This is a genomic window from Streptomyces sp. NBC_01618 (genome assembly GCF_045209435.1).
Taxonomy (GTDB): Bacteria; Actinomycetota; Actinomycetes; order Streptomycetales; family Streptomycetaceae; genus Streptomyces.
Window position 1 is genome coordinate 4484579 of sequence record NZ_CP109297.1, and the last position, 24775, is coordinate 4509353.

Below are 24775 nucleotides of genomic sequence, written 5' to 3' on the forward strand. Positions count from 1 at the left end.
GGTGCGGGCAGACCGGCGATTGTATCGACCGCCTTCGCCGGGGTCGAACGAATTGGAGGCGGGGCCCACCCCGCAAGCGGGCGGAACCTCCGCGGTGTGAGCGGGGCACCGGAGGCGGCCCCGCCCGGCCACCGGCCTCAGCTGTCGGCCAGCAGCTCGTCCGCGTCCACGATCCGGTACGCGTACCCCTGCTCGGCCAGGAACCGCTGGCGGTGCGCCGCGAAGTCCTGGTCGATCGTGTCGCGGGCGACCACCGAGTAGAACCGCGCCTCGTGCCCGTCCGCCTTCGGGCGCAGCACCCGGCCGAGCCGCTGCGCCTCCTCCTGGCGGGAGCCGAACGTCCCCGACACCTGGATGGCGACGGTCGCCTCCGGCAGGTCGATGGAGAAGTTCGCGACCTTCGACACCACGAGGACGCTGAGCTCGCCCTCCCGGAACGCGTCGAAGAGCTTCTCGCGCTGGGCGTTGCTCGTCTCGCCCTTGATCACCGGGGCGTTCAGATGCTCACCCAGCTCGTCGAGCTGGTCGATGTACTGCCCGATGACGAGGGTCTGCTCACCCCGGTGCTTGTGTACCAGCGCCTCCGTCACCTTCCGCTTCGTCGCGGTCGTCGCACAGAACCGGTACTTCTCCTCGGTCTCCGCGGTCGCGTACGCGAGCCGCTCCGAGTCCGTCAGATTGACCCGCACCTCGACGCAGTCGGCGGGCGCGATGTAGCCCTGCGCCTCGATCTCCTTCCACGGCGCGTCGAACCGCTTGGGCCCGATCAGCGAGAAGACGTCCGACTCGCGGCCGTCCTCACGCACCAGCGTCGCGGTGAGGCCGAGGCGCCGCCGGGCCTGCAGGTCGGCGGTGAACTTGAAGACGGGCGCGGGCAGCAGATGCACCTCGTCGTAGATCACCAGACCCCAGTCGCGGGAGTCGAACAGCTCCAGGTGCGGGTAGACGCCCTTGCGGCGGGTCGTCAGCACCTGGTAGGTCGCGATGGTGACCGGCCGGATCTCCTTGCGCGTACCGCTGTACTCGCCGATCTCGTCCTCGGTCAGCGAGGTCCGCTTCACCAGCTCGTGCTTCCACTGCCGGGCCGAGACGGTGTTCGTCACCAGGATCAGCGTCGTCGCCCTGGCCCGAGCCATCGCACCGGCCCCGACCAGCGTCTTCCCCGCACCACAGGGCAGCACGACCACCCCTGAGCCGCCGTGCCAGAACCCCTCGACGGCCTGCTTCTGGTACGGCCGCAGCGCCCAGCCGTCCTCGGCCAGGTCGATCGAGTGCGCCTCGCCGTCGACGTAACCCGCGAGGTCCTCGGCGGGCCAGCCCAGCTTCAGCAGCGTCTGCTTGATCTGCCCGCGCTCGGACGGGTGCACGGCCACGGTGTCCGGGTCGATCCGCGCCCCGACCAACGGCTGGACCTTCTTCGAGCGGAGGATCTCCTCCAGCACGGGCCGGTCGGTGGAGGTCAGCACCAGACCGTGCACCGGATGCTTGGACAGGGTGAGGCGGCCGTACCGGGCCATCGTCTCGGCGATGTCGACGAGCAGCGCGTGCGGTACGGGATAGCGCGAGTACTGCACGAGCGCGTCGACGACCTGCTCGGCGTCGTGCCCGGCGGCGCGCGCGTTCCACAGCCCGAGCGGGGTCAGCCGGTAGGTGTGGATGTGCTCGGGCGCGCGCTCCAGCTCGGCGAAGGGCGCGATCGCACGACGGCAGGCATCGGCCTGGTCGTGGTCGACCTCCAGGAGCAGTGTCTTGTCGCTTTGAACGATGAGGGGTCCGGTCACGCGCGTCGGCCCTTTCTGCTGCGGGGACGGCCGGGAACGGCCAAACGTCCAGTGTGCCGCATGCGGGGGCCGCGGTGGGGTGTGCTGCTCGGCACAGCGGCATACGAGCTACGGGTCCACGGCCTCAGTGTGCGGCGTCGTCGGCCAGTTCGGCGACGCCGGTGATCCGGTGCAGGGGATAGGTGCGGACCTCGTCCGCCGTGTGGTCGTAAGCCGTGACGAAGCCGCCCTCGACCCGGACCGGCGCGATGACGCGCTGACTGGCCGCCCCGTCCGCGTTGACGTAGCCGATCCAGAGCGCCGACCCGGTCATCGCGGCGGCCTGGACGGTGGCGAGGGTCTCGGCCGGGGTCGTACGAGGCAGGGCGCCGGCCGGGGCGTCGGGGGCGTCGGCCGGGTCCTTGCGGACCACCGTGGCGGCCGTGTCCCCGGCGCGGATCGCCCGCACCGCCGCGCCGAGCAGCGTGGTGTCCGGGACCGGCGGGCCCTCCGGCACCGGGGCGGGGGCGGTGCGCGACGGGGTGCGGCGGGCGCCCGCCCGGGTGATCAGGACGTCGCCCTCGGCGGACTCGGCGGCCGGGGCGTAACCCATCTCGCGCAGCCCGTCGAGCAGGGACGCCGGGTCGACCTGGGCGGCCAGCGCCGTCGGCGCGAGGCGGCGCAGGCGCAGGGTGGCCGAGCGCCGGTCGGCGAGGATCTCGTTCAGCACGGCCTCGTCGTCGCAGCGTACGTACGAGGAGGCGGCGCCGATCCGCAGATGGCCGTGGCGGCGGGCGACGTCGTCGATGAGGTAGCTGAGCGGCTGCGGCACCGGCGTACGGCTGTGGGTGGCCAGGAACGCGTGCAGATCGGCCGCGGACTGTCCGGCGTCCAGGGCGCGGCGTACGGAGCCGGGGGTGAAGCGGTAGACCGTCGCGCCGCCCTTCGACTCGATGTCCGCGAGGGCGGAGAGCAGGTCCGCCAGGGGGCGTTCCAGCGGGCCGGGGGCGACGGCCGTCAGGTCGGCCTGGAGCAGGACGTGGTCCAGCGGCTTGGGGATGAGGGGCGCGAGCAGCGCGGCGGCCTCGGCGGGCCCGGCGTCGAGCAGGGCGCGGGTGTGCGAGGCGAGCGCGCCGCGTCCGGTGATGCCGAGGAGCTCGGACTCGTTCAGCGTCCACAGGGCGATCCGGGACCGCAGGTCGGTGGTGTCCCCGGCGCCGGCGGAGGCGCCGCGCAGCGGGCGTTCCCAGCGGAGGCGGGCGAGGACGGTCTCCGGGTCGGGGGCGGTGCCCGGTTCCAGGTCGGCGAGGAGGGCGAGGACCCGGTGGCGCACCTCGGGGGCGGCGGAGCGGTCGAGGCCGGGGCCCAGGGCGGACAGGGCCCGGCCCTTGGCGTCCTGGCCGCCGACCAGTCCGGCGGTGCGGGTGGCGGCGAGCCAGGCGGTCGCGAGGCGTGCCCAGCGGTCCTGGGCGGGGAGTTCGGTCCAGTCGTCGTACGCGGGCGTCGGCGCGTACCGCTCGTCGGCCTCCCCGTCGGAGGCCAGCAGCCCGGCCGCGTAGGCGAGTTCGACCCAGAACGCCGCGAGCGGCTCGGAGACGTCGAGGGCGGTGGCGGTCTTCTTCAGGTCGCGGACGCTGAGCCCGCCGGCGCGCAGTATCGCGGGGCCGCCGCCGTTCCAGTTCTTCAGCAGCTCCTCGACAGTGGTCACCGCCAGGAACGCCTGACCGGCCGCGGCGCTGTCCACAGCCTGGGGATCACGGACGGCGACCGCTTCCACGGCGGGCGGCCGGGGCTCCGGTACGCGGTGGGCGCGCCCGGCCCGCAGATGCAGGGCGGCCTCGCGCGGCAGCACCACGGTGCGGGTCGACACGGGCAGCAGCAGCCCGTGGTCGCGCAGCCACTTCACGGGCGGGGTGGGGTTCGGGGTCACTTCCCCGTACGGCGGCCCCCACACCAGCCGGTCCAGTACGGACAGGGCCTCGGCGGGGGCGGAGTCCAGCAGCTCGCCCATCCTGGCCCGGTCGGTGAAGAGCGCGGACAGGGCCGCCACGGCGGAGACCGGGTCATGGGTGGCGGGCAGTCCGGCGGCCACCAGGATCTCCTGGATCCGGCCGGGCGACATGCCGGCGGTCGCCTCTGCGACGGTCGGGCCGAGACCGGTGGGGGAGGGGTGCTGCGGGGACGGCGCGAGGAGTTCGCGCGCGGTGCGTACGAGCCGCAGCCGGTCGTCCTCGCCCCAGACCAGGGCCTGTTCGCGCAGGGTGGCCAGGGCGGCGGGCAGCGCGTCCTCGATCGCCGCGTCCGCGTCGTCGCGGTGCTCGCCGTCGTCCCGGCCGTCGCCCGTGAGGAGGCCGAGCAGCGTCTCGTACGGGGCCGGGTCGGGGGCCACGGCGAGCGCCTCGGCAGTCTGCAGGGAGAACCGGTCGAGGTGTTCCAGCGCGCGTACGACGGAGGCGCGCGTGCCGGCTCTCGTCGCGAGTTGAGTGATGTCGCCCGGTACGGGGGTGAGGAGATCGGGGCGGGCACGCAGCAGCCCTGCCAACGACTCGTCGTCCCGGGCGCGGAGAGCTTCGGCGAGCGTCCGCGGTGGTGTGGTCATCCCCATCCGTCCCACGGTAGTCGCTCCGGACAGGCCCGAGGGCGCTACCGTCGGTGCAGGGCGGTAGAGGGGAACCATCGCGTGGGGATCGAGAGCGACCAGCTCGTCTACGACTACCTGAGCCGGGTCGGGGACCTGGCGCAGCAACAACAGCTGTCCTCGGCCGGCCGGATGAGGCTCGTTTCGGCGCTCCGGGGCGAGATCGACCGGCAGCGCGGAAAGCAGTCGGCGGACAGCCCGGCGGCGGTCCGCCGCATCATCGGGAGGCTCGGCACCCCCGACGAACTGGTCGCGGCCGCGGCCGCGTCGGCGGACGGGACGGTCCAGCTGCCCCGGCGGCCGGAACCCACCGCGGGGGAGGGGCGCGGCATCCCCCGGCCGCGCAAGGGGATGCTCCGGAAAGACGGTTCCGGCAAGGGCGCGTCGCAGGCGCGGGCGGAGATGCCGGACGGGGAATCGGAGGGGGAATCGGAGGGCTCGGCGGACTTCGCGGCTCCGGAAGCGGCCGCCGGGCGGGTCCCGTCGCCGCCGCACATGGCCGGAACGGACGAGCTGGGGCCGTCGGGGAGCGAGCCCGACTGGTGGCGGATCGAGCCGGGTCCGTTCGGTGACGGGGTGGACGTGCCGGGGTTCGTCGGCGGCGTCGAGATCCCGGACATGATGAGGCCGCCGTCGTCCCGGGACGCGGTTCCGGGCCCCCGCGCCGCGGCGGACGACGCGGCGGACGACGACGACATCCCCGCCGAGGACGACGGCACCGACGAGGCCGCACCGCGCCGCCGACGGCTCCCGCGCCTGCGCCGCCGCACCCCCCGCGAGTCGACGACGGCCCGGGCCTTCTCCCACCCCTTCCTCCTGCTCGCCGCCGTGCTGCTGGTCACGGGTGCCGTGACGGGTTCCTGGTTCGCCCTGGCGGGCGGCTGGCTGCTCGCGTACGGCTCACGCACGTTGTCGCGCGCGGAGGCGAAGTGGGCCGCGATGGGCCTGCCGGGCGTGGTCGTGGCGGGCGCCCTGGTCTGGCTCTGGGGCCGGACGAACGGCCGCTGGGGCGAACCGATCCCGCAGGGCGCGATGGCGGACGCGCTGAGCGGGGTGTGGCCGGTGGTGGTACGGACGGCCGCGGTGGCGTCGGCGGCGTTCCTGGTGTGGCGGGCGCGGCGGCGGGCGGGGTAGGCCGAGGGGTACCGGGGCCTGCTCCCCCGGCCCCGGGCGGGGCCGGGGCCGGGTTCACGACGCGGGCGTGGCCTGCCAGGGCGCCCCCGGCACGACGAGCGGCGAACCCGTCACCGGGTCCGGGACGATCACCGCGTCCAGGCCGAAGACCTCGCGTACGAGAGCGGCGGTGACGATGTCCTTCGGGTGGCCCTCGGCGACGATCCGGCCCGCCTTCATGGCGACCAGGTGGTCCGCGTAACGGGCGGCCTGGTTGAGGTCGTGGAGCACGGTGACGACGGTCCGGCCGCGGGTGCCGTCCGGGGCCGGGGCGGTGAGCCGGCGCACCAGGTCCAGGACCTCCACCTGGTGTGCGATGTCGAGGTACGTGGTCGGCTCGTCGAGCAGCAGCAGATCCGTCTCCTGGGCGAGTGCCATCGCGATCCAGACCCGCTGGCGCTGCCCGCCGGACAGCTCGTCCACCGACCGGTCGCCGAGCGCGGTGATGTCCGTACGCGCCATGGCGTCCGTCACCGCCCGCTCGTCCTCCTGTGACCACTGCTGCCACCAGTGCTGATGCGGCTGCCGGCCGCGGGCGACAAGGTCACAGACGGTGATCGCCTCGGGCGCCACCGGGGTCTGCGGCAGCAGCCCGATCGACTGGGCGATCCTCCGCGTGGGGATCTTCGACAGCTCGGTGCCGTCGAGGAGTACCGCCCCGCCGCGCGGCTTGAGGAGCCGGCCGAGCGCGCGCAGGGTGGTCGACTTGCCGCAGGCGTTCGGGCCGACGATGACGGTGACCCGGCCGTCGGGCACGGCGAGGTCCAGCTCGTGGACGACGGTGCGGTCCTCGTACGCGAGCGTCAGCTCCCGCACGGTGAGCCGGCTGGTCGCGGCCGGGGCCGCCGCGGCGTCGGACGCGCCGGACGTGTCGGACGTACGGGTCGAGCTCATGCGGTGCCTCCACTGCGGCCACGGCCGCCGCCCTGACCGCGGACGATCAGCCAGATCAGATACGGGGCGCCGACCGCCGCCGTCAGAACACCCACCGGCAGTTCGGTGGGCGAGAAGAGCCTGCGCGCCAGCAGATCCCCGGACACCACGATCACCGCGCCGAGCAGCGCCGAGCAGAACAGCGGGATCTGCGCGGTCCGGGTCATCCGGCGGGCGATCTGCGGGGCGAGCAGCGCCACGAAGTCGACCGGCCCGGCCGTCCCGGTCGCCACGGACGCCAGGATCACCCCGACGGCGACGAGACCCAGCCGTACGCGCCCCAGACGCACCCCGAGCGCGGTCGCGGTGTCGTCGTCCATCGATACGGTGCGCTGGGCGCGGGCGGCCCACAGGACGGCCGGCAGCAGAACCAGCAGCGTCCAGCCGATCGGCGCGGCCTCGGACCAGCCGCGGCCGTTGAGCGAGCCGGTCATCCAGACCTGTGCCTGCTGGGCGACCAGATAGTCGCCCTTCGTCAGGAACAGTGTGGTGACCGACTTCAGCGCGATGGCGAAGCCGATGCCGATGAGGACGAAGCGGGTGGCGTGCAGCCCGCCACGCCAGGCGAAGACGTACACGAGGGCCGCCGCGGCCACCCCGCCGATGACGGACAGATACGGCAGCACGGTGTACGAGGTGACGCCGAAGGTCATCGCGCCGACCGTGAGCGCGCTCGCCCCCTGGCTGATGCCGATGATGTCGGGGCTTGCGAGGGGGTTGCGGGCGACGGTCTGGACCAGCGCGCCGGCGATCCCGAACGCCGCGCCGACCAGCAGCCCGACGACCATGCGCGGCAGCCGCAGCGTGCCGACGACCAGCTCGTCGGGGGACGGCTGCCCCAGGACCACCTTCACGACCTCGCCCGGCGCGACGAAGCTCTCGCCGACGCAGAGGTACGCGACACAGACCGCGGCCAGCAGCACGACGAGGGCGACGGCGACGACAGCCGCCCGCCGGTGCAGCAGGAACCGGCCCCGTGCCCCGATCCGTACGACGTGGTACCCGGCGGGCCGTACCCGTACGGGGGTGTCGGCGCTCATGCGGGCACCGCCTTCCGGCGTACCAGGGTGACCAGGAACGGAACGCCGATCAGCGCCGTCATCACGCCCGCCGGGACCTCGCTCGGCGGGAAGACGATGCGGCCGATGACGTCGGAGACGAGCAGCATGACGGGCCCGATCAGCGCCGCCATCGGCAGCACCCAGCGGTGGTCGGAGCCGACGATCGCGCGGGCGATGTGCGGGACGGCGAGGCCGATGAACGCGATCGGCCCGGCCGCCGCGACACCGACACCGGTCAGCACCGTGGCCCCGATGCCGCCGACGATCCGTACCGTTACGACCTTCTGCCCGAGGCCCTTCGCCACGTCCTCGCCGAGCGCCAGCGCGTCGAGCCCGCGGGCGACGGACAGCACGAGCACGGTTCCGACCAGCATGAACGGCCAGATCTGCTGGACCACGTCGGACTCGCGCCCGCCGATCGAGCCGACCTGCCAGAAGCGGAACTCGTCCAGCGCGGACGCCCTGGTCGTCAGCACCGCCGTCGTCACCGACACCAGCAGCGCGTTGATCGCGGCGCCGCCGAGGGCGAGCTTCACCGGGGTGGCGCCCCCGCGCCCGCTGGAGGCGACGGCGTACACGGCGACGGACGCGATCGCGGCCCCCGCGAAGGCGAACCACACGTACCCCGTCAGGCTGTGGATTCCGGCGAACGCGATCGCCAGGACCACGCCCACGGTGGCGCCCTGGCTGATGCCGAGGATGCCGGGGTCGGCGATGGGGTTACGGGTGATGCCCTGGAGCACCGTGCCCGCGAGGGCCAGTGCCGCGCCGACGATCAGCCCGATCAGGGTGCGCGGCACCCGCATGTTCCGGATGACTTCGGCGGCGTCGGAGTGCCCGCCGTGCAGCAGGGCGTCGATCACCTCGGACGGGGGTATGGAACGGGCCCCCACGGCGAGGCTGAGAAGTACCGCCACCAACAGCGCCGCGACGGCCGCCGCCGTCGCGAGTGCGCGTCTGGAGCGGCGTGGTGCGGCGGCTGACATCGGACCCAATCGAGAGCGAAGTAAAGTGAGGCTTGGCTAAGTTTAAGCACCGCCATTCCGGGGCCCGAGGGCCGCACCGGGGCGGCCGCCGGGCCCGGCCCGCGACAATGGACTCCATGCCCTCGCACCCCCTGACGGTCGGCTTCGACCTCGACATGACGCTCATCGACTCCCGGCCCGGCATCAAGGCCGCCTACCTGGCGCTTTCCGCCGAGACGGGGACGCCGATCGACACGGACCTGGTGGTGAGCAGGCTCGGGCCGCCGGTCGACGAGGAGCTGCGGAACTGGTTTCCGGCCGATGCGGTGGCCGCGACCGCCGACCGGTACCGCGAGATCTATCCCACACACGCCATCGCTCCGAGCCTCGCGCTGCCGGGCGCCCGGGAGTCGGTCGCGGCGATCCGGGAACGGGGCGGCCGGGCGATAGTCGTCACCGCCAAGCACCGGCCGAGCGCGGAGCTCCACCTGGCCCACCTCGGGATCGAGCCCGACGCGGTGATCGGCGGCCTGTGGGCGGAGGCCAAGGGCCGGGCCCTGCGCGAGCACGGGGCGCATGTGTACGTCGGCGACCACACCGGGGACGTACGGGGCGCCCGCACGGCCGGAGCGCTCTCCGTGGCGGTCACCACGGGCCCGTGCGACGCGGAGGAACTCCGGGCGGCAGGGGCGGACGTCGTCCTGTCGACCCTGACGGAGTTCCCGTCCTGGCTGGCCGGTTACGCGGCGTAGGGCTTCCGACGGGTGCGGGTGCGGGCTGAGTTGGCCCGCGTCGCGCCAGAGGTCCGGGACCGGCTCGTCGTTAGGTTCGGAGCCCAGGTGTTCGCCTGGTGTGACGAGTTGCCGGCTTGCGTGAACGAATTCGCTGCCCGCTGGAGTCTGGATCTTGTCGCGGCGAGTGGGGGAGGTACCTCGCGGGTGTTCCGCTGCTTCAAGCGTGACATCGGCACCTCGGCGTGGCTAAAACTCACGCCGGAGCGGATTGCCCAGGAGGAAGCCGAAGCCCTGCGGGCCTGGGCGAAGACGCCATCGCCTTCAGGCGGCTGACTCCTTCCGCGTGACTTCCGGGTGTGTCTGCTGGGCGTGCTGGTGGCGTTGCGCCCAGCGGACGGCGGGTGGTGCTGCCAGGCCCGTCAGGGTGAACAGCGCTCCTGCGGCGTACCACCCGGGGCGGCCCCAGGTGAAGCAGAGCGAGATGAGCAGGGCCGGTCCGAAGGCTTCGGCCAGTCCGGCGCCCAGGCCGAACACACCGAGGTACTGGCCGGTGGCGTATTGCGGGGCGAGGGCGAAGGACACCTCGAAGCCTGCGGCGGAGTGCCAGAGTTCGCCGGTCGTGTGGATCACCATCGCGGTCATGAGCAGCGTTGCCGCGGCCCACGGCGGTATCCCCGCGGCCAGGGAGACCAGTGAGCAGGAGACGAGAAAGGCCATGCCCGCTCGACGGTAGGCGACTGCGCCTGCCGCCGGGGAATCGATGCTGCGGCTGGCTCGTACCTGAAAGGCAACGACGATGAGGGTGTTGGTGAGCATGGTGCCTGAGATGAGCCAGCGCGGGGCAGTGGTGGCGGTGACCAGCCAGAGCGGAATGGCCACGGTGAGCACCTTGAACTGGACGGCCATGATGCCGTCGAGGGCTGTGAGCAGGAGGTAGGGGCGATCCTGTAAGGCGAGCCAGCGGGGGCCACCGGCGGTGGGGACGGGCTTGACCGGCGGCAGGAGGACCAGGACTGCTGCGGAAGCCACGAAGGCGATCGCGTTGCCGATGACCAGAAGCTGATAGGCGGTGAGGGTGCCCACCTGGACGACCCAGCCTGCCAGCAAGGCGCCGAGGGAGATGCCGACGTTGGTCACGGCACGGAGATAGGCCCGGAATTCCTGTGGTCGGTCCCCTCCGTAGTGCCTGATGAGCGGAGCGCGCGCAGCAAGTCCGGCCGCCTTGGCCCCGGTTGCCGCGCATACCGCGAGAACGAACGGCCAGAAGCTGTCCGCCAGCACGAAGCCGGCCGTTGCCAACGCCTGGACGACAAGGGTGGCTGCGTAGACGCCGCGAGCTCCGTATCTGTCCGCGAGATGGCCGACGGTGATGCCCACGGCCAGCGAGGCGAAACCGGCGATGCCGAGTCCGAGCCCCACCTGGCTTGCCGGAAGGTGCATCGCCTCGGTGAAGTACAGAACCCCGGCAGTCAGATAGAGGCCGCTGCCAATGGTGTAGACGAAGTTCGAGACGGCGATGACGCGCTGTGGGGCGGAATCCGGTATCAGTTCGGGCATGACGGGGCTCCAGGTCCTGGGCAGGAGGTAAGGACCGTCCAAGCGTGTTGATTGTTACTCGCAAGAGCAAGTAGCTTGCAACAAGACCCTCACATCGGGGCGAGAAATCGGTCGCGCCCTGCGGGGTGAGCCGCTAACTTCCGTCTGAGCGCAGTCAGGTACGGCGCGACGGCGAAGGGAGCCATGCATGGAGACCGAGGGCGCGCGGACCGGCCGTTCGGGCTTGCTGCTCGACCAGTTCGACCAGGCCAGGGAGACGGCCCAGGTGCGGCTGACGGGACTCGGTGACGAGGAGTACCTGTGGGAGCCGGTGGCCGGTTGCTGGTCGATCCGGCGCCGGGGCGAGACGGCGACGCCCAGGGCGTACGGGCCGGGCGAGTGGGTGCTCGACAAGGGCGCCCCGGACATCCCGGCGAACGAGTACGCCGAGGTCGCCCGGCAAGTTGCCGGCGGCATGACGGTCACCGAGATCGCCGACGACTGGAGCGTGAGCGTCGAGCGGGTCGAGCAGGTCCTCGCCCACACCGGTGCGCCGGAGCCCGACGAAGCGCCGGTCACCACCATCGCGTGGCGGCTGGGGCACCTGCACTCCTGCCTCGCGGGCCGATGGGAGTGGACCTTCGGTGAACGGAGGCAGGAGCCGAAGCTGCTGGTCGACTTCACCCCCTCCGCCGACTTGGCACTCAAGCGGTTCTGGGCGCTGATCGACCGCTGGCGCGACAGCGTCGCCGCCGTCACCGACGAGCAGCTCGACACGGTCGGCTTCTCGCAGTACCCGTACGGCTCCGATCCCGACGACCCGTTCGTCGCCGTGCTGGCGGGGGCCAACCGCGAATTCATCCACCACATGGCCGAGATCGCGTTGCTCCGCGACCTGTGGCGGGCCCGCTTCACCCCTCGCGGGTAGGCCCAGGCGCGCCGCGAGGGTGTTCAACAGCGTTTCCCCGCGGCACCCGGGCCGACTCGGAAGCGCCCCGTTCCGCAGCAAGATCAAGCCCGTCCGGCGCTTGAGGACAGTCCGGCCACCACGTGGGCCCGCAGCGGCAAATCAAGCCCGTCCGGCGATTGAGGACAAAGCGGCCGCCGGGCGACCCCGGCGCTACCGCTTCGGCGCCCCCGCCCGCACCGAGCGCACCACGCCCGCCGCGGCGATCAGGAAGCCGACGCCCATCAGCATGCACAGCGACCACGCGATGGACGGAAGCGGATGGGTCCCGAGGAACAGCGGGGCCACCGTGACCAGCGTGGCCAGCGCCCCGACGAAGAAGACGATCGCGCCGATCCGGACCAGCCGGTCACCTGCGCCAGAAGGTGTAGTACTCACCCCGCCAGGGTAGTTCCCGACACCGGCGAACCACCCCGCGGCAGGCGATGTACAGAAACAAGCACCGTTTCTGGACAGAGTCCGGATGACCAGGCTTGACGAGGGGTACTCCCCCTGGGGAGGCTTTTGCCAGCAGGGGAGCACCACCACTGGATAGCCTGACCTGCAGAGGCTTTGTTCCGGCACACGGGTTGAGATGGGGTGCGTACTTTGCCGACTGGCAAGGTCAAATGGTTCAACAGCGAGAAGGGCTTCGGCTTCCTTTCCCGCGATGACGGCGGCGACGTCTTCGTGCACTCTTCGGTGCTGCCCGACGGCGTCGACGCACTCAAGCCCGGCCAGCGCGTCGAGTTCGGTGTGGTCGCCGGTCAGCGCGGAGACCAGGCGCTGTCGGTGGCGATCCTGGACCCGACCCCGTCCGTCGCGGCCGCGCAGCGCCGCAAGCCGGACGAGCTCGCGTCCATCGTGCAGGACCTGACCACCCTGCTGGAGAACATCACGCCGATGCTGGAGCGCGGCCGCTACCCCGAAAAGGCGGCCGGCAAGAAGATCGGCAGCCTGCTGCGCGCGGTCGCCGACGAGCTCGACGTGTAGGCCCCGGCGGATCTCAGACGAACGACAGCGCATCCGGGCCGAGGGGCGGTACCAGCCCCTCGGCCGCCGCGCGTGTCAGCAGTCCGCGGATCGCCGCGTAGCCGTCCTCGCCGAGGTCGGCCGTGAACTCGTTGACGTACAGCCCGATGTGCTGGTCCGCCACGGCCGGGTCCATCTCCTGGGCGTGCTCCAGCACGTAGGGCCGGGACGCCTCGGGGTCGTCCCAGGCCATCCGTACCGAGGTGCGCACCGAATCGGCGAGCAGCCTCAGCGTGTCCGCGCCCAGCGACCGCTTGGCGATGATCGCGCCGAGCGGGATCGGCAGCCCGGTCGTGTCCTCCCAGTGCCGGCCCATGTCGGCGAGGTTGTGCAGCCCGTAGTTCTGGTACGTGAAACGTGCCTCGTGGATGACGAGACCGGCGTCCACCTTCCCGTCGCGCACGGCGGGCATGATCTCGTCGAACGGCAGGACGACGATCTCGCCGACCCCGCCCGGCACCACCTCGGCCGCCCAGAGCCGGAACAGCAGATACGCGGTGGAGCGCTCGCTCGGTACGGCGATGGTCCGGCCCGTCAGGTCCGTGCCCGGCTCCTTCGTGAGGACGAGCGGCCCGCAGCCCCGCCCCAGCGCCCCGCCGCACGGCAGCAGCGCGTACTCGTGAAGGACCCACGGCAGCACCGCGTACGAGACCTTGAGGACGTCGAGCTCGCCGCGCTCGGCCATGCCGTTGGTGATGTCGATGTCGGCGAAGGTGACATCGAGGGCGGGCGCGCCGGGGACCCGTCCGTGCGCCCAGGCGTCGAAGACGAACGTGTCGTTCGGGCACGGCGAGAACGCGATGTCCAGCCGGTCACGCGTGGTTTCGGTCATGGTGGGTCCAGCCTTCCAGTACGGGTACGAGCTTCCCGAACGCCCCGGTGAGCGCGGTCAGCGCGTCGCCGATGCGCCAGGCGGCGCGGTCGCGCGGGCCGACGGCGTTCGAGACCGCCCGGATCTCCAGCACCCCCGCGCCCGCCCGGTCGGCGGCCTCGGCGACCCCGAAGCCCTCCATGGCCTCGGCGGCGGCCGCGGGGTGCGCGGCGAGCAGAGCGGCGGTGCGCTCCGCGGTGCCGGTGACGGTGCAGACGGTGAGGATCTCCCCGGCCGCCCCACCGGTGGCCGCGGCCACGTCCCGTACCAGCGCGGGCGGTGGCGTGAAGCGGTCGCGCCCGAAGCCCAGGGCGGTGACGGGCAGGAAGCCGTCGGGGGTGTCGGCGCCCAGATCGGCGGCGACGATCGTGCTCGCGACGACGAGGGAGCCGAGCGGGGCGGCGGGCGCGAACCCGCCACCGATGCCGGCCGAGACGACGAGACCGTAGGGCTCGGGCGCGGCGGCCAGCGCGAAGGCGGCCGCGGCCGCGGCGGCGGCCGGTCCCGCGCCGCCCGCGAGGACGTCGAAGGGCCCGGCGCGGTGGATCTCCGCGCCCCCCGCCTCGCGCACAGGCGCCGCGGAACCGTCCCCGAACGCGCGCGTGACCGCGTCCCGTTCCACCGGGACAGCGGTCACGACAAGCACACGCACGGGGGGAGTCCTCCGAGGTCGGGAGGGGATCAGCTGGTCTTCTTCAGCTCGAAGTGCCAGACGCCCGTGAGATTCTTGCCCTTGGTCTCGACGATGCTGATCTGCGTCTTGTTCGACGTCTCGCCGGTCTGGCTGGAGAAGAAGGCGCTGCCCGGGATGGACCGGTAGGTCTTCTTGTACGGCTCCTGCTCGGCCTGCTGGCCGTTGATGAACAGCGTCCAGCCGTTGTCCGCGATCTCCGGGTCGACGCCGAAGCGGACCTTGTCGTCCATGGCGACCTCGACGGACTTCTCCGCCTTCTGGTTGAGGCAGCTCCGGTACTCGGAGGCCTTGAGGGGCTTGCCGTCGTTGTAGCAGGACGCCTCGGACGTCACCACGTTGCCGCCGACCGTTACGGTCGCGAGCGGCGTCGGCTTGTCGCAGGCGGAGAGGACAAGGAGTCCCGCGGACACGGCACCAAGAGCGACGCCGATTCGACGGCCCTTACCGGAGAAGAACGCAACGGTCATGGGCCGAAGGCTATCGGTCGCTCCGGCTCACGCCACGCGGGGGTGCGGCGAGCCGCGCCGCGCGGCGACCAGCAGCCCCCGTACGGACGTGGCCGCGCCCAGGGTGAGGATGCCCGCGGCGACCGACATGCCCAGTACGCCGTTGAGGGGGAGGGCGATGCCGATGCCGCCGCCGACCACCCACGCCATCTGGAGCACGGTCTCCGACCGGGCGAACGCGGAGGTCCGTACCTCCTCGGGCACGTCGCGCTGGATCATCGCGTCCAGCGAGAGCTTCGACAGGGCCTGGGTGAAGCCCGCCGTCGCGCTGAGCGCGGCGACCATGACGGTGCTGAAGAAGAGCGCGGCGAGCAGGGCGACCCCCAGCGCCAGGGTCAGCACGGAGGCGACGATCACCTCCGGGCCGCGGTCCCTCAGCCAGGCGCCGAACGCCGTGCCGAGCGCGTTTCCCGCACCGGCCGCCACGCCGACGATGCCGAGCGACACGGCGGCGCTCTGCCCGGCGAGCGGCTGCTCGCGCAGCAGGAACGCCAGGAAGAAGATGAGGAAGCCGGAGAGCGCGCGGTGCGCGGTGTTGGCCTGGAGGCCGTTCAGCACGGACGGTCCCACGGACCGCAGCCCGGGCCGTTTCTCGCCGTTCTTCTCCCGGCCTCTCGTCCTCCCGTTCCGCTTCGTCCCGGGCCGGGGGGCCGCCGCGCCGTGCGTCGGCACCAGCCGGGCCTTGCGCTCGCCCTTCGCGGAGTCGACCGTGCGCGGCAGCGTGAAAGCGAGGACGGTCCCCCCGATGAAGATCACGCACGCCCCGTACAGCGGCCAGGGGGACCCGATCGTGTGCAGCCCCGCGCCGATCGGGGCGGCGACACCGGTCGCCAGGAGACCGGCCAGGGTGACCCGGGAATTCGCCTTCACCAGGGAGAAGCGCGGCGGCAGCAGGCGCGGCACGACGGCGCTGCGGACCACCCCGTACGCCTTCGAGGAGACCAGGACGCCCAGTGCGGCCGGATACAGCTCCAGGCCACCGGTGGCGACCGCGCCCGACATGGTGAGCGCGAGCACCGCGCGGGCCAGCATCGCACCGGCCATCGCGGCGCGGCGGCCGTGCGGCAGGTGGTCCAGGAGCGGGCCGATCACGGGCGCGAGGAGGGTGAAGGGCGCCATGGTGACGGCGAGGTAGAGGGCGACGCGGCCCCGGGCCTCGTCCGTCGGCACGGAGAAGAACACCGTCGACGCGAGCGCGATCGTGATCATCACGTCGCCCGCGCCGTTCACGGCGTGCAGTTCGATCAGTTTGCCGAGCCCGGACTCCCCGGCGCCGTGGGCGTGCGTCGCCTTCCGGATGCCTTTCGCGGTGCCGGTGAACGGGGTGTGCAGGGCATGACCGATCGCCCGGCCCGTCCTGCGGAGCGGGCCGGAATCCTTGTGCGACCTGGCGGAAGTCACTTCGACATAGTGCCCCAGTCGCCGCGGTGACGAATCGGCTTCGGTCCGGGTCGCCGGGCACGCCGCCCTGTCGGGTCAGTGCTCCGCCCGGCCCCGCCGGGCTCGAACCGGCTGGTCGTCCGGGCGGCCGTCCGACCCGTCTGCGTGCGGGCCGCGAGGCGGTCTTCGCACCGGGCACGGCACCGGATACGACCCTGTTCCGGACGGGCAGGTGGGCGGGGGGCGGCGGAGAGGGTAGCGTGCGTAGCGCGCCACCGGCGGTTGTCCTCGGCCGCGCGCCTATCGGCGATCCCGCAGAATGGATTGCAGAAGGTGCGCCCGAGGCAGGCACAACGGGTGTGGACGTCGACGCGGCCCCCAGGTCCGCTCCGCCCTCAGCCGTCATGGCCGAAATCGATGGATGTGCTGGCGCACTCGTGAGACTGGCGTAGGAGAGAAGCGAGACCTGTGAGTGCTGCGACGACGCGAAGCCGTACGGCCCGTACCCCTGCCCTCGACCGGCTGTGCGCCGAGGCGGTAGACCTCGCGCGCGCGGCGGCCGAGGAAGCAGCCGCACCGGGGGTCGTCGGTGAGCATGTGGGCCTGGTCTCCGAGGGCGACCGGGTCGTCACACATTTCTTCGAGTGCCGGGAGCCCGGCTACCGGGGCTGGCGCTGGGCGGTGACCGTCGCCCGGGCGTCCCGCGCGAAGAACGTCACCCTCGACGAGACCGTTCTGCTGCCCGGCAGTGATGCGCTCCTCGCCCCCGAGTGGGTGCCGTGGAGCGAGCGCCTGCGCCCCGGCGACATGGGGCCCGGCGATCTGCTGCCCACCGAGGCGGACGACCTCCGCCTGGAGCCCGGCTACACCGGCGAGGACGAGCCGCCGCCGAACTCCGCGGTCTTTGAGGTTTCCCGGGAGATGGCCGACCTCGTCGACGCGGAGGACGCGGAGCTGACGACGCGCCCCACGACGACCAGCCGGGGCTCGATCGCGGCGGTCGCCGAGGAGCTCGGCATGCGGCGGGCGCGGGTCCTGTCGCGGTACGGGCTGCACACGGCGGCCGACCGGTGGGACGAGGGGTTCGGCGCGAAGACGCCGATGGCCCAGGCGGCGCCGGCCTCGTGCGTCACCTGCGCGTTCCTGGTGCCGTTGGCGGGGTCGCTGAAGCAGGCGTTCGGGGTGTGCGCGAACGAGTTCGGCCCGGCGGACGGACACGTGGTGTCGCTGTCGTACGGGTGCGGTGGGCATTCGGAGGCGGCGGTGATGCCGAAGCCGCCGAAGCCGGCGCCGCACGCGCTGGACACGATGCAGGTGGACGAGTATCCGTTGCGGCCTGCGCGGGACTCCGGCTCGGTTCCGGCGGAGCCGGACGCGCCGACGGAGGATCTCGGCCACTCCTGACCGGGCGCGGGTTCGCGGGCGCTCCGGTGCGGCCGGTGACGCAGACCGCGGGCCCGCCCCGCGAACCGGTTCCGTCCTCAATCGCCGGACGGGCTTGATTTCGTACACCCCGGCCTGTCCGGCCTCGCCATGGGTGACCCCGCAGACATGGCCCCCCGCCCGGCGAGAGGACCCGGTACCTTCAGGCGCACACTGGCGGCACGGGCAAGGCGTAACCGGAAAGAGCGGAGTCAGAGCGTGAGCATGAATGCGACCGAGGGGGCCGATCCGTTCGGGACCGCACGGATGCGACGCGGTGTGCTCGACGCCTGGGGCGCCGGCCCCGCCAGATTCCGCGAGGACGCCAACGCCGAGGAGGACCTCGCGCTCGGCGGCTACCGCGACCGCCTCGTCGTCGAGCTGGCCCAGAACGCCGCCGACGCCGCCGCCCGCGCCCAGGTCCCCGGGCGGCTCCGCCTCACCCTGCACGCGGCGACCGCGGACGTCCCCGCCGTACTCGCCGCCGCCAACACCGGCGCCCCCCTCGACGCCACCGGCGTGGAATCGCTCTCCACCCTGCGCGCCTCCGCCAAGCGCGAGGGCCACGAGGGAGCCGTCGGCAGGTTCGGCGTCGGGTTCGCCGCCGTGCTCGCGGTGAGCGACGAGCCCGCTGTCGTCGGCCGGCACGGCGGCGTCCGCTGGTCCCTCGCCGAGGCCCGCGACCTCGCCGCCCGCGCGGCCGTCGCCAGCCCCGGCCTCGGCGACGAGCTCCGCCGCCGCGACGGCCACGTACCCCTGCTGCGGCTCCCGCTGCCCGCCGAGGGCACCGCACCCGACGGGTACGACACCGTCGTCGTCCTCCCGCTGCGCGACGGCGGCGCCGAGGACCTCGTGGTCCGGCTGCTCGACGCGGTCGACGACGCCATCCTGCTGACCCTGCGCGGTCTCGACGAGATCGTGATCGAAACCCCGGACACCGTACGGACGTTGCGCCGCTCGCAGCACGGCCCGTACATCCACGTCGAGGACTCCGCGCACGGTACGCACCGCTGGCGCACCGTCACCCACCACGGCCCCGTCGAGCCCGCCCTGCTCGCCGACCGGCCCCGCGAGGAACGGCTGCGCCCGCACTGGTCGGTCACCTGGGCCGTCCCCGTGGACGCGGAAGGCGCCCCCGTACGCCCCCGCACCGTCCCCGTCGTCCACGCGCCGACCCCCACCGACGAACCCCTCGGCATCCCCGCGCTGCTCATCGCGTCGCTGCCGCTCGACACCACCCGCCGCCACCCCGCGCCCGGCCCGCTCACCGACTTCCTGGTGCGGCGCGCGGCCGACGCGTACGCCGAACTGCTCGCCGGCTGGCAGCCGGTGGCCGTCGACACCATCGACCTCGTTCCCGGACCGCTCGGCAAGGGCGAACTGGACGGCGCCCTGCGCGGCGCGATCCTGGCGCGGCTGCCGCGCGTCGCGTTCCTGGCGCCCGCCGCCCCGCGCGACGCCGCGGCCGAAGCGGACCGGTGGGACACCTGGGACGCGCAGCCGGACGGCATCCGCGAGGCGGCCACCACCGCGCTGCGCCCCATCGAGGCCGAGGTGCTGGAGGGCGTCGGCGCCGAGACCGTACGGGTGCTCTCCGAGGTCCTGCCCTGCCTGCTGCCCGCCGGGCTGGAGCGCCGCAGCGAACTGCGCACCCTCGGCATCGCCCGCGTCCCGCTGACCGAGGCGATCGACCGGCTCGCCGGACTCGAGCGCGACCCCGGCTGGTGGCGGCGGCTGTACGACAGCCTGTCCGGCATCGACCCGGACCGCCTTTCCGGCCTGCCCGTCCCGCTGGCCGGGAAGCCGGAGACACCGGAATCGGAGGTCCCGGCCGCGCCCCGCACCACCATCGGCCCTCGCCAGGTCCTCCTCCCGCTCCCCGACGCGCTCACCGGACCCGTCCTCGGCCGGCTCGCCCGGCTCGGGCTGAAGGTCGCGCACCCGGACGCCGCCCATCCGCTGCTGGAGAAGCTGGGCGCCCTGCCCGCCACACCGCGCGCCGTGCTGACGACTCCTCAAGTGCGGGCCGCCGTCGCCGGATCGCTGGACGCGGGCGAGATCTGGGACGAGGACGCGCTGGACGTCGACGAGCTCGCCGAGACCGTCCTCACCCTCGTACGGGACGCCGACCTGGCCCCCGGCGACGAGCCCTGGCTCGGTGCGCTCGCCCTCCTTGACGAGGACGGCGAGCCGGCCCCCGCGGGTGAACTCGTGCTGCCCGGCAGCCCGTTCGCGGCCATCATGCGGGAAGGTGAACTCGCGCTCTGCGAGCAGGAATTGGCCGAACGCTGGGGCGAACAGCCGCTCACCGCCTGCGGTGTGCTCGCCACGTTCGCCCTTGTGAGGGCCACCGACGTCGTCCTGGACCCGGACGAACTGGAGCCCCGCGAGGGCGACTTCGCCGAACCCGACGACGCCGGTCTGCTCGACGCCGTCGACGTGTGGTGCGAGGACGTCCTCGACCAGCTGCAATTGAGTCTGCCGCCGCGCAGCGGTGACGATGAGGGGTGGTGGTCGGGCGGCGGGCGGGCCGTGCCGCCGGTCGCCACCGAACTCGTCGCCGTCCGCGACCTGGACCTCGTCGACGACGACGCCTGGCCGCAGGCGCTCGCCCTGCTCGCCCGGCCGCCGCTGCGCGACGCGCTGACCCAGCCCGTGCGGGTGCTGCTGCCCGACGGCACGACCCGGTCCGTCCGCCCGTACACGGCCTGGTGGCTGCGCGACCACCCCGTGATCGACGGCCGCCGCCCGGCCGGTCTGCGCGCGGCGTCCGGCGACCCGCGGCTGGCCGGACTGTACGAATCGGCCGACGCGACCGGCTTCGACGACGCCCAGGTGCTGCGCGCCCTCGGCGTACGGACCTCCGTGGCCGCCCTCCTCGACGAGCCCGGCGGCGCCGCCGAACTCCTCGGCCGGCTCGCCGACGAGGACCGCGAGGTCGGCCCCGTACAACTGCACGCTCTGTACACGGCGCTGGCCGATCTCGACCCCGAACAGGTCACGCTGCCCGACGCGTTGCGGGCCGTGGTCGACGGTGAGGTCCGGGTCGTCGACGCGGCGGACGCCGTGATCGCGGACGCCCCGGATCTGCTGCCGCTGACCACCGGGCTCCCGCTGCTCCCGGTCGCCCCGACGCGCGCGCCCGATCTGGCCGAGCTGTTCCAGGTGCGGCGGCTCGCCGAGACCGTGGCGGCCGAGGTGACGACGGAGGGCGAGGAGCACCGCGTACCGGATCCGGTACGGGTCCTGCTCGGCGCCCGGACTCCGGACACGTACGTCGAGCACGGTGAACTGCGCGCGGGCGGCGTCGAACTGGACTGGCGCCGCACCCCCGACGGGGCCGTGCACGCCGCCACGCTGGAAGGCGTCGCGGCGGGCCTGGCCTGGGCGGCGGGGCAGTGGCCGCGCCGCTTCGAGGTCGCGGCGCTGCTGGAGGACCCGTCCCGTACGGAGGAACTGGCCCGGGACCGCTGGTTCGACTGAGACGGGGCCCAAAACGGCGGTCAGGGGCGCCCGCCCGGCGGTACCCACGGGCGGGCGAGGCGGGATCTTCGCAGAAAGTTCGCCTTCTTGTACAACCCTTCACGTACGCGAAAGGTCTGGTCTGACGAGTCACCAGACTCGCCGACCGAACGAGCCCCGCACGAGTCGCATCACGTACTCGCGGGGCCCTTTCTCCACTGGGGAAACACATGCGTATTCGTGTCACTGTCGCAGCCGCTTCCGGCGCCCTGGCTCTGTCCGCTCTGGCCGTTCCGGCCGCCCACGCGGATGACGCCGCGAACCTGCCGAACATCCCGACGTCGGCGGCCGAGATCTTCGACATCGCCCCGCAGGGCGCGTCGAAGGCCGCCCGTGCGGCGGCCACGTCCGAGCCCGTCATCTCCAAGGTCGTCGTCAACGGCGGCAAGGGCATCGTCCTGGGCACCACCGCCTCCAAGACGGTCTCCGCCTCGATCACCGCCTCGCACCCCTCCGGCATCTCCGACGCCTTCGTCGCCCTGTGGCACGGCAAGGACCTGTCCTCCCCGGACACCGTGGACGGGGCGGTCGTGCCGAACGAGGACGTGGCCAAGTGCACCAAGGTCAACGCGACGACCTCCACGTGCAAGCTGACCTTCACGATCGACCCGCGCTACGACCTGTACAAGAACTCCCTGGCCGGTACCTGGAAGGTCGCCGTGGCCGTGCTCTCCGGCGATGAGACCAGCGCCGCCGAGAACCAGTCCTACAGCACCGCCCGGGTGCAGCGGGCGTCGAAGCTGACGGTCAACGCGGCCCCGGAGCCGGTGAAGAAGGGCGGCACGATCACGGTCACCGGAAAGCTGTCGCGGGCGAACTGGGAGGACTACAAGTACCACGGCTACACCGGCCAGGCGGTGAAGCTCCAGTTCCGCAAGAAGACCAGCTCCACGTACACCACGATCAAGACGATCAAGACGAACAGCACGGGCAACCTGAAGACGACCGTCAAGGCGTCGGTCGACGGCTACTGGCGTTACAGCTTCGCCGGTACGTCCACCACCCCGGCCGTCACGACCGCGGGCGACTTCGTCGACGTGAAGTAGACCTGCAGCAGGCCGTAGTCGCCCCGTAGCCGGGGAACTACGCAGTCGGGGAACTACACAGGGAAGCGGCGGCCGACCAGCCGCCAGGCGCACTCCAGGCCGGCCGCCGCCACCACCGCGATCCCCACCGCGGTCCACGGCATCACCGCTCCCACCAGCTTCAGCGCGAAGAACTCCTGCAGCCACGGCACCACCAGCACGATCAGGAACGCCAGCGCCATCGCCGCCACCAGACACACCCGCCACCAGGTGTACGGACGGGCGATGATCGCCAGGACCCACATCGAGATCAGGAACAGCGTGAGTGTCGCCACGCTGGTCTCCGCGTCCAGCGCGCCCGTACCGGAGTAGTAGTGCAGGGCGATCAGATACGTCAGGAAGGTGGCGACGGCCGCGATGACGCCCGACGGGATCGCGTACCGCATGACGCGGCGCACGAAGTGCGGATGAGCCCGTTCCTTGTTGGGGGCGAGGGCCAGGAAGAACGCCGGGACACCGATCGTCAGCGTCGACAGCAGGGTCAGATGGCGCGGCAGGAACGGGTAGTCGACCTGGAAGCAGACCACCAGGATCGCCAGCAGCACCGAGTAGACCGTCTTGGTCAGGAACAGGGTGGCGACCCGGGTGATGTTGCCGATCACCCGGCGGCCCTCGGCGACGACGGACGGCAGCGTCGCGAAGCTGTTGTCGAGCAGCACGATCTGGGCGACGGCCCGGGTCGCCTCGGAGCCCGACCCCATGGCGACGCCGATGTCGGCGTCCTTCAGCGCAAGTACGTCGTTGACGCCGTCGCCGGTCATCGCGACGGTGTGGCCGCGGGACTGGAGTGCGCCGACCATGTCCCGCTTCTGCTGCGGGGTTACCCGGCCGAAGACCGCGTTCTCCTCCATGGCCGTGGCCATGTCGTCCGGGTCGGTGGGCAGCCGGCGCGCGTCCAGGGTGTTTCCGGCGCCCGGCATGCCGAGCTTCCCGGCGACCGCGCCGACGGAGACCGCGTTGTCGCCGGAGATGACCTTCGCGGCGACCCGCTGGTCGGCGAAGTAGGCCAGCGTCCGGCCGGCGTCGGGCCGCAGCCGCTGCTCCAGGACGACCAGCGCGCTCGGCACGGCCCCGGCGGCGACGTCCGGCCCTTCGAGCTCGGCCTGCGCGCGAGCCAGCAGCAGCACCCGCAGCCCCTGCTCGTTGAGCTGCTCGATCTCGGTGAGCGCCGGGTCGTGCTCGGGCAGCAGGACATCGGGGGCGCCCAGCAGCCAGACCGAGGCCCGGCCGCCGCCCTCGTCGAACGCGGCGCCGCTGTACTTGCGGGCCGAGGAGAACGGCAGCGCCTGCGTGCACCGCCACTCCTCGCCGTCGGGGTAGGCGTCGACGATGGCCTGAAGGCTGGCGTTGGGCCGCGGGTCACAGGCGCCGAGGGCGCCCAGCACGCGCCGTACGTACGCGTCGTCCGCCCCGCCCAGCGCCCGCACCTCGGCGACGTCCATGCCGCCCTCGGTGAGCGTGCCGGTCTTGTCCAGGCAGACGACGTCGACGCGGGCCAGCCCCTCGATGGCGGGGAGCTCCTGCACCAGGCACTGCTTGCGGCCGAGCCGTACGACCCCGATCGCGAAGGCGACCGAGGTGAGCAGCACCAGGCCCTCCGGGATCATCGGGACGATGCCGCCGACGGTCCGGGCGACCGACCCCTGGAAGTCGTTGTTCTTGACGGCGAGCTGGCTGATGATCAGGCCGATCGCGGTCGGCACCATCATCCAGGTGACGTACTTGAGGATGGTGGAGATGCCGGCGCGCAGCTCGGACTGGACGAGGGTGAAGCGGGACGCCTCCTCGGCGAGCTGCGCGGCGTAGGCCTCGCGGCCGACCTTGGTGGCGGCGAACGAGCCACCGCCCGCGACGACGAAGCTGCCGGACATGACGGGGTCGCCGGGCTGCTTCAGCACCGGATCGGCCTCGCCGGTGAGCAGCGACTCGTCGATCTCCAGGCTGTCGGCCTCGGCGACCGTGCCGTCCACGACGACCTTGTCGCCCGGGCCCAGCTCGACGAGGTCGCCGAGGACGATCTCGGAGGTGGAGATCTCGGCCGAGATCCCGTCGCGCCGCACGGTGGGTTTCGCCTCGCCGATGACCGCGAGGCCGTCCAGGGTCTTCTTGGCCCGCCACTCCTGGACGATGCCGATGCCGGTGTTGGCGATGATCACGAAGCCGAAGAGGCTGTCCTGGATCGGCGCGACGAACAGCATGATCAGCCAGAGCACGCCGATGATCAGGTTGAACCGGGTGAAGACGTTGGCGCGGACGATCTCGTTCAGGGAACGCGACGAGCGGACGGGTACGTCGTTGACCTCGCCCCGGGCGATCCGCTCGGCCACCTCGGCCGCGGTCAGCCCACGGGTGTTCACGGCCGGGGCCGGCAGCTTCACGGGGTGGACCGGGTCGAGCTCGGACCCGGCGTCGATCATGGCCGGTCCGGGGCGGTCGGCGGAACCGGAAGTCCCGGGGGGCTGCTCGCCGGAGGAATGGGGTGCCCGCTGCGTCATGGTTCCGACGGTACGGGGGGAA

At 72.7% G+C, this 24775-nt stretch carries 20 protein-coding genes; 8 read left to right on the top strand and 12 right to left on the bottom strand.

From position 1 onward, the window contains the following. Positions 1 to 137: 137 nt before the first annotated feature. Positions 138 to 1781 (bottom strand): DNA repair helicase XPB, encoded by a 1644-nt coding sequence (locus tag OH735_RS20895; protein WP_406383029.1) that lies wholly within the window; start codon positions 1779 to 1781, stop codon positions 138 to 140. A gap of 124 nt (positions 1782 to 1905) precedes the next feature. Further along, complete coding sequence (locus OH735_RS20900) at positions 1906 to 4365, bottom strand: helicase-associated domain-containing protein (protein WP_406383030.1); 2460 nt, start codon at positions 4363 to 4365, stop codon at positions 1906 to 1908. A gap of 75 nt (positions 4366 to 4440) precedes the next feature. Between OH735_RS20900 and OH735_RS20905 the strand changes: the two genes are divergently transcribed. Beyond that, entirely contained in the window at positions 4441 to 5532 is a 1092-nt protein-coding gene (locus OH735_RS20905; protein ID WP_406383031.1) for a hypothetical protein, read from the top strand. A gap of 54 nt (positions 5533 to 5586) precedes the next feature. Here the strand turns inward: OH735_RS20905 and OH735_RS20910 are convergent, their stop codons facing one another. Genes OH735_RS20910 through OH735_RS20920 form a run of 3 tightly spaced genes read right to left on the bottom strand, consistent with a single transcriptional unit; the run spans position 5587 to position 8551 of the window. Next, positions 5587 to 6465 (bottom strand): ABC transporter ATP-binding protein, encoded by an 879-nt coding sequence (locus OH735_RS20910; RefSeq protein WP_406383032.1) that lies wholly within the window; start codon positions 6463 to 6465, stop codon positions 5587 to 5589. Further along, positions 6462 to 7544, bottom strand: coding sequence for a FecCD family ABC transporter permease (locus OH735_RS20915; RefSeq protein WP_406383033.1), 1083 nt, complete (start codon positions 7542 to 7544; stop codon positions 6462 to 6464). Before OH735_RS20915 ends, OH735_RS20910 begins: the two co-directional genes overlap by 4 nt. Further along, complete coding sequence (locus OH735_RS20920; protein ID WP_406383034.1) at positions 7541 to 8551, bottom strand: FecCD family ABC transporter permease; 1011 nt, start codon at positions 8549 to 8551, stop codon at positions 7541 to 7543. Before OH735_RS20920 ends, OH735_RS20915 begins: the two co-directional genes overlap by 4 nt. 107 nt (positions 8552 to 8658) lie before the next feature. Here OH735_RS20920 and OH735_RS20925 point away from each other — a divergent pair, with 107 nt between their 5' ends. Together OH735_RS20925 and OH735_RS20930 are read left to right on the top strand one after the other, a co-directional pair. Beyond that, on the top strand, positions 8659 to 9282 hold the full coding sequence (locus tag OH735_RS20925; protein ID WP_406383035.1) for an HAD family hydrolase: 624 nt from the start codon (positions 8659 to 8661) through the stop codon (positions 9280 to 9282). A gap of 120 nt (positions 9283 to 9402) precedes the next feature. After that, on the top strand, positions 9403 to 9597 hold the full coding sequence (locus OH735_RS20930; RefSeq protein WP_406383036.1) for a hypothetical protein: 195 nt from the start codon (positions 9403 to 9405) through the stop codon (positions 9595 to 9597). On the opposite strand, the gene OH735_RS20935 is transcribed toward OH735_RS20930, so the two are convergent. Then, on the bottom strand, positions 9586 to 10821 hold the full coding sequence (locus tag OH735_RS20935; protein WP_406383037.1) for an MFS transporter: 1236 nt from the start codon (positions 10819 to 10821) through the stop codon (positions 9586 to 9588). The two genes, OH735_RS20930 and OH735_RS20935, sit on opposite strands and share 12 nt — an antisense overlap. Before the next feature lie 187 nt (positions 10822 to 11008). On the opposite strand from OH735_RS20935, the gene OH735_RS20940 reads away from it, so the two are divergent. Continuing rightward, entirely contained in the window at positions 11009 to 11728 is a 720-nt protein-coding gene (locus tag OH735_RS20940) for a DinB family protein (RefSeq protein WP_406383038.1), read from the top strand. Positions 11729 to 11920: 192 nt separating this feature from the next. Here OH735_RS20940 and OH735_RS20945 read toward each other — a convergent pair whose 3' ends face one another. Next, positions 11921 to 12145, bottom strand: coding sequence for a hypothetical protein (locus OH735_RS20945; protein WP_406383039.1), 225 nt, complete (start codon positions 12143 to 12145; stop codon positions 11921 to 11923). 210 nt (positions 12146 to 12355) lie between these two features. On the opposite strand from OH735_RS20945, the gene OH735_RS20950 reads away from it, so the two are divergent. Then, positions 12356 to 12739 carry a cold-shock protein gene (locus OH735_RS20950; protein WP_406383040.1) on the top strand — a complete coding sequence of 128 codons (384 nt, stop codon included), beginning with the start codon at positions 12356 to 12358 and terminating at the stop codon, positions 12737 to 12739. A 13-nt stretch (positions 12740 to 12752) separates the two neighbouring features. Here OH735_RS20950 and OH735_RS20955 read toward each other — a convergent pair whose 3' ends face one another. Genes OH735_RS20955 through OH735_RS20970 form a run of 4 tightly spaced genes read right to left on the bottom strand, consistent with a single transcriptional unit; the run spans position 12753 to position 16250 of the window. After that, on the bottom strand, positions 12753 to 13610 hold the full coding sequence (locus OH735_RS20955; protein ID WP_406383041.1) for a 1,4-dihydroxy-6-naphthoate synthase: 858 nt from the start codon (positions 13608 to 13610) through the stop codon (positions 12753 to 12755). Then, a complete protein-coding gene (locus OH735_RS20960) occupies positions 13591 to 14301 on the bottom strand; it encodes a futalosine hydrolase (protein ID WP_406383042.1) in 711 nt (236 codons plus the stop codon). The genes OH735_RS20955 and OH735_RS20960 overlap by 20 nt, the downstream gene beginning before the upstream one ends. Before the next feature lie 29 nt (positions 14302 to 14330). Next, positions 14331 to 14810, bottom strand: a complete 480-nt coding sequence (locus tag OH735_RS20965) for a DUF2771 domain-containing protein (RefSeq protein WP_406383043.1) — start codon at positions 14808 to 14810, stop codon at positions 14331 to 14333. A 27-nt stretch (positions 14811 to 14837) separates the two neighbouring features. Continuing rightward, positions 14838 to 16250, bottom strand: a complete 1413-nt coding sequence (locus tag OH735_RS20970) for an MFS transporter (protein ID WP_406383044.1) — start codon at positions 16248 to 16250, stop codon at positions 14838 to 14840. A gap of 447 nt (positions 16251 to 16697) precedes the next feature. Between OH735_RS20970 and OH735_RS20975 the strand changes: the two genes are divergently transcribed. The 3 genes from OH735_RS20975 (at position 16698) to OH735_RS20985 (ending at position 22219) form a co-directional block, all read left to right on the top strand. Then, positions 16698 to 17633: a DUF3027 domain-containing protein gene (locus tag OH735_RS20975; RefSeq protein ID WP_406383045.1), complete on the top strand. Its 936-nt coding sequence runs from the start codon at positions 16698 to 16700 to the stop codon at positions 17631 to 17633. 243 nt (positions 17634 to 17876) lie between these two features. After that, positions 17877 to 21134, top strand: a complete 3258-nt coding sequence (locus OH735_RS20980; protein WP_406386662.1) for a sacsin N-terminal ATP-binding-like domain-containing protein — start codon at positions 17877 to 17879, stop codon at positions 21132 to 21134. A gap of 209 nt (positions 21135 to 21343) precedes the next feature. Continuing rightward, on the top strand, positions 21344 to 22219 hold the full coding sequence (locus OH735_RS20985) for a DUF5707 domain-containing protein (RefSeq protein ID WP_406383046.1): 876 nt from the start codon (positions 21344 to 21346) through the stop codon (positions 22217 to 22219). 53 nt (positions 22220 to 22272) lie between these two features. Here the strand turns inward: OH735_RS20985 and OH735_RS20990 are convergent, their stop codons facing one another. Then, a complete protein-coding gene (locus tag OH735_RS20990; RefSeq protein WP_406383047.1) occupies positions 22273 to 24753 on the bottom strand; it encodes an HAD-IC family P-type ATPase in 2481 nt (826 codons plus the stop codon). Positions 24754 to 24775: the final 22 nt, after the last annotated feature.

What these genes read in the sequence shown, in the direction of transcription:
- OH735_RS20900 (WP_406383030.1), bottom strand. Translation starts at nt 4,365, where the DNA reads ATGGGGATGACCACACCACCGCGGACGCTCGCCGAAGCTCTCCGCGCC.
- OH735_RS20925 (WP_406383035.1), top strand. Translation starts at nt 8,659, where the DNA reads ATGGACTCCATGCCCTCGCACCCCCTGACGGTCGGCTTCGACCTCGAC.
- OH735_RS20980 (WP_406386662.1), top strand. Translation starts at nt 17,877, where the DNA reads ATGAATGCGACCGAGGGGGCCGATCCGTTCGGGACCGCACGGATGCGA.
- OH735_RS20955 (WP_406383041.1), bottom strand. Translation starts at nt 13,610, where the DNA reads ATGACCGAAACCACGCGTGACCGGCTGGACATCGCGTTCTCGCCGTGC.
- OH735_RS20965 (WP_406383043.1), bottom strand. Translation starts at nt 14,810, where the DNA reads ATGACCGTTGCGTTCTTCTCCGGTAAGGGCCGTCGAATCGGCGTCGCT.
- OH735_RS20940 (WP_406383038.1), top strand. Translation starts at nt 11,009, where the DNA reads ATGGAGACCGAGGGCGCGCGGACCGGCCGTTCGGGCTTGCTGCTCGAC.
- OH735_RS20910 (WP_406383032.1), bottom strand. Translation starts at nt 6,465, where the DNA reads ATGAGCTCGACCCGTACGTCCGACACGTCCGGCGCGTCCGACGCCGCG.
- OH735_RS20985 (WP_406383046.1), top strand. Translation starts at nt 21,344, where the DNA reads ATGCGTATTCGTGTCACTGTCGCAGCCGCTTCCGGCGCCCTGGCTCTG.
- OH735_RS20990 (WP_406383047.1), bottom strand. Translation starts at nt 24,753, where the DNA reads ATGACGCAGCGGGCACCCCATTCCTCCGGCGAGCAGCCCCCCGGGACT.
- OH735_RS20915 (WP_406383033.1), bottom strand. Translation starts at nt 7,544, where the DNA reads ATGAGCGCCGACACCCCCGTACGGGTACGGCCCGCCGGGTACCACGTC.
- OH735_RS20920 (WP_406383034.1), bottom strand. Translation starts at nt 8,551, where the DNA reads ATGTCAGCCGCCGCACCACGCCGCTCCAGACGCGCACTCGCGACGGCG.
- OH735_RS20935 (WP_406383037.1), bottom strand. Translation starts at nt 10,821, where the DNA reads ATGCCCGAACTGATACCGGATTCCGCCCCACAGCGCGTCATCGCCGTC.